Origin of the sequence: Tardiphaga sp., assembly GCF_028290785.1 — a bacterium.
Classification (GTDB): domain Bacteria; phylum Pseudomonadota; class Alphaproteobacteria; order Rhizobiales; family Xanthobacteraceae; genus Tardiphaga.
Map to the genome: position 1 here is coordinate 1 of NZ_JAQGJD010000300.1, position 10,891 is coordinate 10,891.

Genomic DNA, 10,891 nt, shown 5'->3' on the forward strand with positions numbered 1-10,891 from the left:
TGATCCGTCATCGCAAGGCTCGCGAAGCCTCGATCCTGCACCGCCTCGCCAAGGGCGAAGCGGATATCCCGACTTTGGTGCGCGCGATCTATATCGGCATCGACCCGCGGCTCACGGGTGCGGCCGGTTATTCGGTGCTGGCGCATCTGGAAGATCTGGTGGCGCGCGGCATCGTCGCGACGTCGGGCGATCCGGTGATCGGTGGCAGCTACCGGATGGCGAATTGCTGAGGGCACTCCGGCTTCTCCCCCGTCATTGCGAGGAGCGAAGCGACGCGGCAATCCAGAAAGCCGCACGCGTGAAAAGGACTGGATTGCTTCGTCGCAAGGGCTCCTCGCAATGACGGGGAGAGACTCGTGGCCTTACTTCTTCACAGCTTTCGGCGCTGCCTTCGCCGGCGCTGCCGGCTTCTTCGCCGCCGGCGTATTTTCCGCCGCGGTGTTGATATCCTCGATCAGTCTCGCCACCCGTGCCGCGTTGCTGCCGAGGTCGCCTTCGAAATAGCGCGACGAGGATCGGATATCGACGCGCGAGCCCTCGCCGTCCGGCGTCACGCGGATGGAGACGTCCTCGCGAAAACCCATGATCGGGGTGCGCGCCACTGCCTCGATGCGGCCGATGCGGCGCGGCGGCTGCGGCGCGCGCTCGTCGATGATCAGCCACTTGCGCTTGGTCACCACCGCCAGCGCCACCTCATAGGCGCGCTGCACGTTGACATCGAGATCGACCGGCTCGATGTCCGGCCAGGCGGCGCGCTGCAGCTCGGCGGAATACAGCCCGGCATAGACCGCGCTGTTGGCGCCGTCGCCGGTGCGCAGCCGCGCCAGCGCCTCGAAGCGCGGCGGGTCGATCGGATCGGTGGTGATGTCGTGGATCGCCGGCAGCTTGCGGTACTGCAGAGCGAGGTAAGCGGGGTAGGCGAGGATCACCACGTCGAGAGCCAGCGCCAGCAGGATGCGGCTCATGCCGCGCGTGCCGTTGCGCCAGATCGCCACGAAGCCGGCGAGCGCCACCAGGATCGACAGGCCGGCAAAGCCAAGCGCGCCGAAGAACGTCATCAGCGCCGGCTTCACCTCGAGGAAGCCGAACCGCACGATGGCGATGGAGGCCACCGCGGCGATCGCCGCGAACACCGCCAGCCGCCGCGCCCACGCCGCCAGGCTGGACACCGGCTCCGACTGGTAGGCTGCGGAAAACCTGCGGGCCATGGGGATACTGCCGAATGGGAAGACGCGCGCCGGCGCCGGGCTGCAATGCCTGCTTGAGACCATGCCGCGGCGCGAAATTCAAGGGACTTCAATCCGCACGCGTCCGGGGAACGTTCCCATCGCGTCGAATCGGACGCTACAATAGGCAGCGGCCGTGACCTCTCGAAAAAATCCAATTAAGAACAGCGCCGCAGGAAATGCCCATGCTGACCGAAACCACCGATTACGACGCGTTGTGCCGCGATTTCCGCTGGCAGGTGCCGGAGCGTTTCAATATCGCCTCGGCGACCTGCGATCACCATGCCGACGGCTCCGGACGCCTCGCGCTTGTTTATGTGGACGAAGACGGCGCCACGACGCGGTTCTCGTTCGACCAGATGCAGTCGTTCTCGCGCCGCTTCGCCAATGTGCTCGCGACGGGTGGCCTCGCGCGCGGCGACCGCGTCGCGGTGTTCCTGTCGCAGTCGGTGGAACTGCCGATCGTGCATCTCGCCGCGTTTCGCTCGGGGCTGGTCTCGGTGCCGCTGTTCACCCTGTTCGGCGAGGACGCGCTGGAATTCAGGCTGGCGAATTCCGGCGCGCGTGCGGTGGTGACCGACGTGTCAGGCTGGGAGAAGCTCGCCAAAATCCGCGACCGGCTGCCGGATCTCGCGCAGGTCTATGTGATCGGCGCCGCGCCGCCGGCCGGCACGCAATCGTTCTGGGCGTCGATCGACGCGGCATCGGAAGATTTCACCACTGTCGATACGTCCTGCGACGATCCTGCCATCATCATTTACACCTCCGGAACCACAGGGAATCCCAAAGGCGCGCTGCATGCGCATCGCGTGCTGCTCGGCCATCTGCCGAATGTGGAGATGGTGCACGGCTTCTTCCCAAAACCCGGCGATGTCTACTGGACCCCGGCGGACTGGGCCTGGATCGGCGGGCTGTTCGATGCGTTGTTTCCGGCGTGGTATCACGGCGTGCCCATCGTCGGGCATCGCGCGAAAAAATTCGAGCCGCAGGCCGCGATGCAGTTGATGGCCGATCATGGGGTGCGCAACGTGTTCCTGCCGCCGACCGCGCTGAAACTGATGCGGCAGGCGGATGTGAGTCATCCCGGGGTCAGGCTGCGCAGCATGCTGACCGGTGGCGAGTCGCTGGGCGCCGAACTGCTCGGCTGGGTGCGCGCGACCTTCGGCATCGATGCGCACGAGATTTATGGCCAGACCGAGTGCAATCTCGTGGTCGGCAACAATGCCAACCTGTTTCCGATCCGGCCGGGCTCGATGGGCCGGCCGACGCCGGGTTTTGACGTGCGCATCGTCAATGAAGCTGGCGAGGAAGTGCCAAGGGGCGAGCGCGGCATCGTGGGCATCCGGCAGCCCAATCCCTGCACCATGCTCGGCTACTGGCAGAATCCGGAAGGCACCGCCAAGAAATTCGCCGGCGCGTTTCTGCTGACGGGCGACCTCGGCATCGAGGATGACGACGGCTACTTCTGGTATGTCAGCCGCGAGGATGACGTCATCACCTCGGCCGGCTATCGCATCGGCCCGTCCGAGATCGAGCACACGCTGCTGAAACATCCCGCGGTGGCCAATGCCGCGGTGGTCGGGATTCCCGACCCGATCCGCACCGAGGCGATCAAGGCCTGGATCGTGCTGCGCCCGGGCTTCATGCCAAGCGATGTGCTGGCGCGCGAGATCCAGGATTTCGTCAAAGTGCAACTTGCCGCCCACGAATATCCAAGGCATGTGCAGTTCGCAGAGACGCTGCCGATGACGCCCACGGGCAAGGTGTTGCGCCGCGAATTGCGCGCGCTAGGGTAGGACGAGTGCGTCAACTCTCGTGCCCTGGACGCGGAGCAGCACGCAGTGCTGCGCCGCTGAGCCGGGGCCGTCCCAAGCGCCGGTGCTACGCAGCAACGGTCTTCTCGAACGCCAGCGGCTCGCCGGTCTCGAGGATGCTCTTGAGACTGGACAGAACCAGCGGCCAGCCGGTGGAAATGCTGGGCAGCGTCGCGCTGCCTTCGGCGAAGTCCTCATGCGTCACCGTAAGCTTGACAGCGCCCTGGCTGGGTTCGAGCACGAACGTCACCCGCGATGGCTGTTCCTTCTTCATGACCTCGTCGAAGACCGTCAGCCAGCTATAGCACAGCCGGCGCGGTGGATCGGATTCGAGAATGACGCACTCGTTCATGACCCTGCCGTCGCGCGTCATCTGCATGGGGGAGCCGACCTTCCAGTCCGACGTCAGACTGCAGCCGAACCAGTAGCTTTCGGTGAATGCGCGGTCGGTCAGCGCATGCCAGAGCTTCTCCGGGGTGGTCTTGATGAAGGTGGTGTAGACGAATTCGGGCTTACTCATCACGCTTCTCCAGTTGACGTTTCAATGTGCTGAGCGCGGCGAGCTTGCCGTGCTCGAATTTTCTGATCCATCGCTCGCCGATCTCATGGATCGGCACCGGGTTGAGGTAGTGCAGCTTCTCGCGGCCGTGCTTATGCGTGGCGACGAGATTGGCGGCCTCCAGGATCGCCAGGTGCTTGGTCACGGCCTGCCGCGACATCGCCAGGCCGTCGCACAGTTCGTTCAGCGTCTGTCCGTTCCTGGCATGAAGCCTGTCCAGCAATGACCGCCTTGAAGCATCCGCCAGCGCCTTGAAGACCTCATCCATGGATCGGATAATAGGCAACCAAATGGTTGCATGTCAAGCGCGCTTTTCACGCCCGCGGGGCCGTGCATAAGTGCAGTTCAAATTCCTCTCGAAGGGAGAGCGCCCGGTGTCGCTTCAGACCTATTTCGCCTTCGTCGTGGCCTGCATCGCGCTGGCCCTGCTGCCGGGGCCGAACGTCACTTTGGTGATCGCCAGCGGGCTGCGCTACGGCACCCGCGCCGCGCTGACCACCGTTGCCGGCACGCAGGCTGGGCTGGCGATCGTCATCGGCATCGTGGCGTTCGGTCTGGCGACCATGATGGCCACCATGGGCTACTGGTTCGACTGGGTGCGCTTCGCCGGCGCCGCCTATCTGGTATGGCTCGGCATCAAGCTGATCCGCGCGCCGGTCGAGGGCATCGACACCGAGGCGCCGCCACCGCCGCGCGGCGGCTTCTTCCTGCAGGGCTTCGTGGTACTGCTCAGCAATCCGAAGGTGCTGGTGTTCTTCGGCGCCTTCATTCCGCAATTCGTCGACATGGAGAAGAACCACATCACCCAGGTGGTGGTGCTCGGCGCGACCTTCATGGCAATCGCGGGCGTCACCGATGCGATCTACGCGATCGCCGCCGGCCGGGCGCGACAATTCTTCTCGGCCCGGCGGACCCGACTGCTGTCGCGTATCTCCGGCGGCTTCATGATCGGCGGCGGCGTCTGGCTGGCGCTGACCCGGGCGCGCTGAGCGCGGATTGAACCGACCTCGCGGTCGCGGCGTCCAATCGATCAGGCGTCGATCGGCGTCGGCCGACATGAGGAGCGCCTTTGCCCGACATCCCGTGGTTCGTCTATGCGATGGCGCTGGCGCCGTTCGGCCTGATCCTGGTTGCCGCGGGCTACAAATATCTTCAGGTCCGTGCCGCCCGCGACTGGCCATCGACGCCGGGCACGGTGGTGGTCTCCAGATCGGAAGTGCGCGACGTCAAGGTGATCGATGATACCCGCGACGATCGCCAGGGCGTCGAGCAGCGCAATTTTGCTGATATCGTCTACGAATACACCGTGAGCGGACAGAAGCTGCGCAACAACCGCGTCGAGATCGGCGAGAATCGCGGCAATGTCGATGTGGCGGAAACCATCGCGCGCTATCCGGTGGGCACCGCCGTGACGGTGTTCTACAATCCGCGGCAGCCGCGCGATGCGGTGCTGGAGCGCGAGATGCCGAAAGGCACCGCCGGCTGTCTCGGCATTGGCACCGTGATCGTGCTGGTGGTGGTGTTCGGCGGCGCCATCGGCGGCAAACGCATCTCCGACTTCGTTGCTGCGCATCTGGCCGACCCGAAGCTGTCGCCGCTGGTGGTCGCGCTCGGTGCGTTCGGATTCTTCATCGCGCTGTTCGGGCTGGCGCTGCACCGCCAGGCGTCGCTGGCGCGGCGCTGGCCGGTGGTGCCCGGCGTCATCAAGCTGTCCGGCGTGGAAACCTATCGCGGCGCCGACAGCGACACCGGCCGCGCGGGGCCGATGATGCACGAGCGCAAGGTGGCCTACAGCTATCGTTTCAACCACATCGCCTACAGCGGCAATGCCGGCAGCATCAGCACCAGCAACCCGTCGCCGCCGCGCTGGCAGATGCGGATGTTCGGGATGGACTACCAGAATGGCGCGGCGGTGAAGGTGTTCGTCAATCCGGACAATCCGTCCGATTCCACGCTCAGCCCGGGTGGCGGCGCGGCCTGGTTTCTGTGGGCGGTCGCGCTGGGTTTTGCCGTCGCATCGGCTTACGTGGCCACGCACGGCTGACGTCGTTCCCCGAATGCTGCGCGCTTCGCTTCCTTCCCTCTCCCCCACGCGAAGCAAAGCTTCGCTGGGAGGGAGAGGGTGGATCGAACCGCGTAGCGGTTCGAGACGGGTGAGGGGGGCCACGAACTCCGAGCCCGATATTACCCCTCATCCGTCGCCGACTTCGTCGGCGCCACCTTCTCCCACCTAGCGAAGCTTCGCTTCGCGCGGGGGAGAAGGGAAGTGCGCCCGCGGTGAGGGCCGCGCCTAGATCAGCCCGCGCTGTTTCAGCCTCGCTTCGATCTCGCGAAACACCCGCGTCAGCCGCTCGGCCCATTGCGTCTCGCCGGCGGGATCCGAAATCAGATCCTGCCGGATTTCGATGCCGGTGTTCATCAGCCCGCGCTTTTCGCCGTGAACCGGGATGGTGTAGTCGGTGTCGTCGGAGACCGCGTAGGGCTCGTTGTCGCCGACCACCAGATCCGGCTCGGCGCGCAACCCTTCGAGCACCAACGGAGGCAGCACCTTGTCGCGCTGATACAGCGTGCCGATGTGCCACGGCCGGGCGATGCCCGCGTAAACCGGCGTAAAACTGTGCAGCGACACCAGCACGGTGGGCTGGCCCTCGCGCAAGCGCGCGTCGATCACGTCGTCGATGCGGCGGTGATACGGATCGAAGATCAGTTCGCGGCGGCGCTGCGCAGCGGCGCGATCGAGCCCCTCATTGCCGGGCACCGTGGTGGCTTCGGTGATCACGGGGATCGAGCTTGCCGCCTCCGGCGGGCGATTGCAGTCGATCACCAGCCGCGAATAGCGCTGCGCCACCAGATGCGCATCCAGCGCCGCGGACATCTGTTCGGCCACGCCGGCGATGCCGATATCCCAGCCGATATGCCGGCGGCGGTCGCTGTCCGGCAGGCCGAGGTCGCCGAGCATATCGGGGATCAGCCTGCCGTAATGGTCGCAGGTCAGCAGGAACGGCGAACGGCCCCCGGTGTTTTGTTCCAATACCGGCGGAACATCGCGGGTTCCGAGACGTAGTAATGTGTCGCCTACGCTATTCAAGGCGTTTTCCCCCTCCATTGCCTAACGAGGCAGCAGACCGGCCTGTCAATCCGCAGCGACCGGTATAGATTTTGCTCTATGAAGTCACCCAATGAATGATTTGACGATGCCTTTGCTGACCATCAACCACAAGACCGTATATCGCTACGCGCAGCCGGTTGCGTTCGGCGAACACCGTATCATGCTGCGTCCGCGCGATGGCCACGATCTCCGGATGCTTACCGGCAGGCTGGAGATCACCCCGGAGCCGATGTCGCTGCGCTGGATCCACGACGTGTTCGGCAACTCGGTGGCCATCGCCACCTTCGACGAGCGCGCCCGCAACCTGACATTCACCTCGACGGCCACCATCGAGCACATGCCGTCCGAAGAGTTCGCGCTGACGCCGGACGACAAGGCCTACTTCTATCCGTTCATGTATAATTCCGACGAATTGCCCGACCTGCAGGAATTCATCCGCCCGCAATATGGCGACCCCGATGGCGAACTGGCCTATTGGGCGCGCGGCTTTCTCGATCCCGAAGGCCCGACGCCGACCTTCAATATCCTCAGCGGCATGACCCACGGCATCCGCCAGCAGTTCAACTACCGCAAGCGCTACGAACACGGCACCCAGCATCCGCTCGATACCTTGCAGACGCGATCCGGCACCTGCCGCGATTTCGCACTGTTCATGATCGAGGCCTGCCGTCGGCTTGGCATCGCCGCGCGCTTCGTCTCGGGCTACCTGTTTATCCATGGCGACCGCCAGCGCGGCTATGTCGGCGGCGGCTCGACCCATGCCTGGGTGCAGGTCTATCTGCCGGCTGCCGGCTGGATCGAGTTCGATCCGACCAATGGCATCATCGGCAGCCGCGATCTGATCCGCGTCGCGGTGGCGCGCGATCCGCGCCAGGCGATCCCGCTGCACGGGACTTATTTGGGTTCGGCTGACGCCTTCCTCGGCATGGATGTCAGCATCAACGTGGTCTCGGCCGGCGAAGAAGCAAAGGTGGAAAGCTAACATGCTCATCAAGGTCGGCTTCGAGATCACCTATTACGCCGTTACCCCGACGCCGATGGTGACGATGCTCAGCATTCACCCGTCGCGCTATGGCGATATCGTCGGCACCGAATCCATCACCACCGATCCCAACGTGCCGATCACCTACTATCGCGACTCGTTCGGCAATGTCTGTGGCCGGCTGGTGGCGCCGGCCGGCGGCATCACCTTCCACGGCAATACGCTGGTGCGCGATTCCGGCCAGCCCGACCTGGTGGTGCCCTCGGCGCAGCAACTGCCGATCGATCAGTTGCCCGACGAATGCCTGCTCTATTTGATGGCCAGCCGCTATTGCGAGACCGACAAGCTGACCGACGTGGCGTGGTCGCTGTTCGGCCATACCGAGCCGGGCTGGGGCCGCGTCCAGACCATCATCGCCTTCGTGCATAACCACGTGAAGTTCGGCTACCAGCACGCCCATGCCATGAAGTCGGCGCACGACGTCTATGAGCAGGGCAACGGCGTCTGCCGCGACTACGCGCATCTGGCGCTGACGTTCTGCCGCTGCATGGGGATTCCGGCGCGCTACTGTACCGGCTACATGGGCGACATCGGCATTCCCTATGACGGTTCGGTGATGGATTTCTCCGGCTGGTTCGAGGTCTACCTGTCGGGCCGCTGGTACACCTGCGACGCCCGCCACAACAAGCCGCGCATCGGCCGCATCCTGATGGGCACCGGCCGCGACGCCGCCGACGTGGCGCTGACCACCAGCTTCGGCCGCATGGACCTGGTGAAATTCTTCGTCATCTCGGACGAGATCACGCACGAGGCGGCGTAGCGTTCGATGGGCGTGCTGGATCGCGTCTTCGTCTACGGCACCTTGATGCGCGGCTTCGACCATCCGATGTCGAGGCTGTTGTCGGCAGGTGCCGACTTTCTCGGCGAGGCCAGCTGCCGCGGCAGGCTGTATTTGGTCGCGCATTATCCGGGGCTGCTGCACTCGGACGATGCTGATGACGTGGTGTTCGGCGAATTGTATCGGCTGCGCGACGTCGATGCACTGATGGCCGCGCTGGATGACTACGAAAGTGTCGGCCCGGGGTATGAGGCGCCGACGCTGTATCTGCGCGAGCGGGTGCCGGTGACGCTCGGCGATAGCACGGTGGTGGAAGCGTGGACGTACATCTACAATCGTCCGGTGGATGAATCGAAGCGGATCGTGTCGGGGAGGTTTCTGGAGAAGTAACTCTGTCGTCCCGGCCAAGTGAGCGTCAGCGAACGCAGAGCCGGGACCCATACGCTCCGAGTCTGAAGTTAGAACCACGTGGGCGCCACAGCTTGGAGACGATGGGACGGAGGCTATGGGTCCCGGGTCGGCGCTCGCTTTGCTCGCTGGCCCGGGATGACATCGAGTTTGGCGTTTATTTCCGCTTCCCCGCCAACTCGGCCGCAAACAACACCACCGCCAGCGCCGTGAATCCCAGCCCGATCAAACTCACCGCCGTCGCGCCGCCGTGCGACACGGCGCTGCCGGACACCGCGGAGCCGATCGCGCCGCCGAAGAAGAACAGTCCCATATACAGCGCGTTGAGCCGGCTGCGGATCTCCGGCGCCAGCGCGAAGATGGCGCGCTGCCCGACCACCAGATGCGCCTGCGAGCCGGCGTCGAGCACGATGCCCGCCAGCACGAACGCCGCCACCGAAGCCGTGTTGCCGCCAATCCAGGTCAGCACGAAGCTCAGCCCCATCGCGGCAATGGAGACGCCGGTGACGGCGCGGCTGTGGCCGCGGTCGGCGAGGCGGCCCGCCAGCGGCGCGATCAGCGCGCCGGCCACGCCGGACAGCAGGAACGCCGACATCGCGAGATGGCCGAGCGAGAACGGCGACGCCTCCAGCAGCAGCGGCGACGACGTCCAGAACAGGCTGAAGGCGCCGAAGAACAGCGCCTGCATCGCGGCGCGCCGCTGCAGCGCCGGCGTTGACATCAGCAGGTCCCACAGCGAGTGGATCAGCTTGGGATAGGTCAGCGCGTGCTCGGGTTTTCGCCGCGGCAAGACGCAGGCCATCAAGGCCAGCACTGCGCACATCGCCAGCGCCGAGCTCCAGTACACCGCGCGCCAGCCGAACGCGCCTGCGATCAGCGTCGCCAGCGGCCGCGACAGCAGAATGCCGAACAGCGCGCCGGACACCACGGTGCCGACCACCTGGCCGCGCCGATGCACCGGCGTCAGATGCGCGGCCATCGGGATGATCATCTGGGTGCCGACCGCGGAAATGCCCAGCACCAGCGAGGAGGCGAGAAAGATGCCGGCATTGGGTGCCAGCGTGGAGATCAGCAGGCAGGCGATCAGCGCCGACAGCGTGATCAGGATCAGCCTCTTGTTCTCGACGAGATCGCCGAGCGGCGCCAGGAACAAGAGCCCCGCGACATAGCCGAGCTGGATCATGGTGACGATGAAGCTGCCGGCATCGACGCCGATGCCGAAGGACTCGCTGATCGAGCCGACCAGCGGCTGCGCATAATAGACATTGGCGACGGTGACGCCGCAGGCCACGGCAAACGCAAAGATCAGCCAGCCGCCGGGACCGTCGTCCCGGGCGGACGTTTCAGGAGATGCAGACATGGAGACTTTCGAAGGCAGGATTTTTCCAACATATGGAATATTCGCGTTGCCAGCGAAAGGGCAGGCTAGGGGATACGTGCCATGCGATGCGGAGCTTCGTAGGGTGGGTTAGCGCGAAGCGCGTAACCCACCGCTCATCGGTTGAGGCCGTGAAGATGGTGGGTTACGGCGCAAGGGCGCCTAACCCACCCTACGCCTGACCGTTGCCTTCAAACCCTCTGCCGCTCCAGCCGCACATCCACCTCGCGCTCCACATAACTCCATTCCTCGGTGCTACGCAGTGTCGCCACCAGCTCCTCGAAGGCTTGTGCATGCTCCGGGGCGAATTCGAACCAGGTGAGGAAGTCGAACGGCTCGCCGAGGTCGCGGGAGTGATAAAGCTGCCGCGCGATGGCTGGCAGATATTTCAGGCTGTCGGCGATATGGCGCGACTTGTCCTCGAAGATGTGGCGACGTTCCTCCTGCGTCAGATCCCACCACGCCGCGGATTTCCTGATCGGGATCAGCGCCGCCATGGTCGCCTCGGGCCGGCCGAGCCCGGCCTGCACGGCGACCAGCGCGGTCTTCTCGCTGCGCTCGACATAGCGCACATGGC

At 65.0% G+C, this 10,891-nt stretch carries 12 protein-coding genes and 1 pseudogene; 7 read left to right on the forward strand and 6 right to left on the reverse strand.

Features of this window, described 5'->3' with window-relative positions; genetic code table 11:
- A pseudogene (locus JWR89_RS18205) lies at window positions 1-230 on the forward strand (MBL fold metallo-hydrolase); the annotation flags it as partial.
- Window positions 231-362: 132 nt separating this feature from the next.
- Here the strand turns inward: JWR89_RS18205 and JWR89_RS18210 are convergent.
- Window positions 363-1,208 (reverse strand): DUF1499 domain-containing protein, encoded by an 846-nt coding sequence (locus JWR89_RS18210; protein ID WP_299718658.1) that lies wholly within the window; start codon window positions 1,206-1,208, stop codon window positions 363-365.
- Window positions 1,209-1,411: 203 nt separating this feature from the next.
- Here JWR89_RS18210 and JWR89_RS18215 point away from each other — a divergent pair, with 203 nt between their 5' ends.
- The gene (locus JWR89_RS18215; protein ID WP_299718660.1) at window positions 1,412-3,022 is read left to right on the forward strand and encodes an acyl-CoA synthetase; all 1,611 of its coding nucleotides are present in this window, start codon (window positions 1,412-1,414) and stop codon (window positions 3,020-3,022) included.
- 85 nt (window positions 3,023-3,107) lie between these two features.
- On the opposite strand, the gene JWR89_RS18220 is transcribed toward JWR89_RS18215, so the two are convergent.
- Together JWR89_RS18220 and JWR89_RS18225 are read right to left on the reverse strand one after the other, a co-directional pair.
- Window positions 3,108-3,560 carry an SRPBCC family protein gene (locus JWR89_RS18220; protein WP_299718661.1) on the reverse strand — a complete coding sequence of 151 codons (453 nt, stop codon included), beginning with the start codon at window positions 3,558-3,560 and terminating at the stop codon, window positions 3,108-3,110.
- A complete protein-coding gene (locus tag JWR89_RS18225) occupies window positions 3,553-3,867 on the reverse strand; it encodes a metalloregulator ArsR/SmtB family transcription factor (RefSeq protein WP_299718663.1) in 315 nt (104 codons plus the stop codon). Before JWR89_RS18225 ends, JWR89_RS18220 begins: the two co-directional genes overlap by 8 nt.
- Window positions 3,868-3,973: 106 nt before the next feature.
- Here JWR89_RS18225 and JWR89_RS18230 point away from each other — a divergent pair, with 106 nt between their 5' ends.
- The gene (locus JWR89_RS18230; protein ID WP_299718666.1) at window positions 3,974-4,588 is read left to right on the forward strand and encodes a LysE family translocator; all 615 of its coding nucleotides are present in this window, start codon (window positions 3,974-3,976) and stop codon (window positions 4,586-4,588) included.
- Between the two features lie 80 nt (window positions 4,589-4,668).
- Window positions 4,669-5,643: a DUF3592 domain-containing protein gene (locus JWR89_RS18235; protein ID WP_299718668.1), complete on the forward strand. Its 975-nt coding sequence runs from the start codon at window positions 4,669-4,671 to the stop codon at window positions 5,641-5,643.
- 246 nt (window positions 5,644-5,889) lie between these two features.
- Here the strand turns inward: JWR89_RS18235 and JWR89_RS18240 are convergent, their stop codons facing one another.
- Window positions 5,890-6,705 (reverse strand): N-formylglutamate amidohydrolase, encoded by an 816-nt coding sequence (locus JWR89_RS18240; protein WP_299718670.1) that lies wholly within the window; start codon window positions 6,703-6,705, stop codon window positions 5,890-5,892.
- An 88-nt stretch (window positions 6,706-6,793) separates the two neighbouring features.
- Here JWR89_RS18240 and JWR89_RS18245 point away from each other — a divergent pair, with 88 nt between their 5' ends.
- Genes JWR89_RS18245 through JWR89_RS18255 form a run of 3 tightly spaced genes read left to right on the forward strand, consistent with a single transcriptional unit; the run spans window position 6,794 to window position 8,918 of the window.
- Window positions 6,794-7,690, forward strand: coding sequence for a transglutaminase family protein (locus JWR89_RS18245; protein ID WP_299718672.1), 897 nt, complete (start codon window positions 6,794-6,796; stop codon window positions 7,688-7,690).
- Between the two features lies 1 nt (window position 7,691).
- Complete coding sequence (locus JWR89_RS18250; RefSeq protein ID WP_299718674.1) at window positions 7,692-8,510, forward strand: transglutaminase family protein; 819 nt, start codon at window positions 7,692-7,694, stop codon at window positions 8,508-8,510.
- Window positions 8,511-8,516: 6 nt separating this feature from the next.
- Window positions 8,517-8,918 carry a gamma-glutamylcyclotransferase family protein gene (locus tag JWR89_RS18255; RefSeq protein ID WP_299718677.1) on the forward strand — a complete coding sequence of 134 codons (402 nt, stop codon included), beginning with the start codon at window positions 8,517-8,519 and terminating at the stop codon, window positions 8,916-8,918.
- A gap of 175 nt (window positions 8,919-9,093) precedes the next feature.
- Here the strand turns inward: JWR89_RS18255 and JWR89_RS18260 are convergent, their stop codons facing one another.
- Together JWR89_RS18260 and JWR89_RS18265 are read right to left on the reverse strand one after the other, a co-directional pair.
- The gene (locus tag JWR89_RS18260) at window positions 9,094-10,296 is read right to left on the reverse strand and encodes an MFS transporter (protein ID WP_299718680.1); all 1,203 of its coding nucleotides are present in this window, start codon (window positions 10,294-10,296) and stop codon (window positions 9,094-9,096) included.
- A gap of 209 nt (window positions 10,297-10,505) precedes the next feature.
- Window positions 10,506-10,891, reverse strand: a 386-nt coding sequence (locus JWR89_RS18265) for a chlorite dismutase family protein (protein WP_299718682.1), incomplete at its 5' end; no start/stop codon positions are given.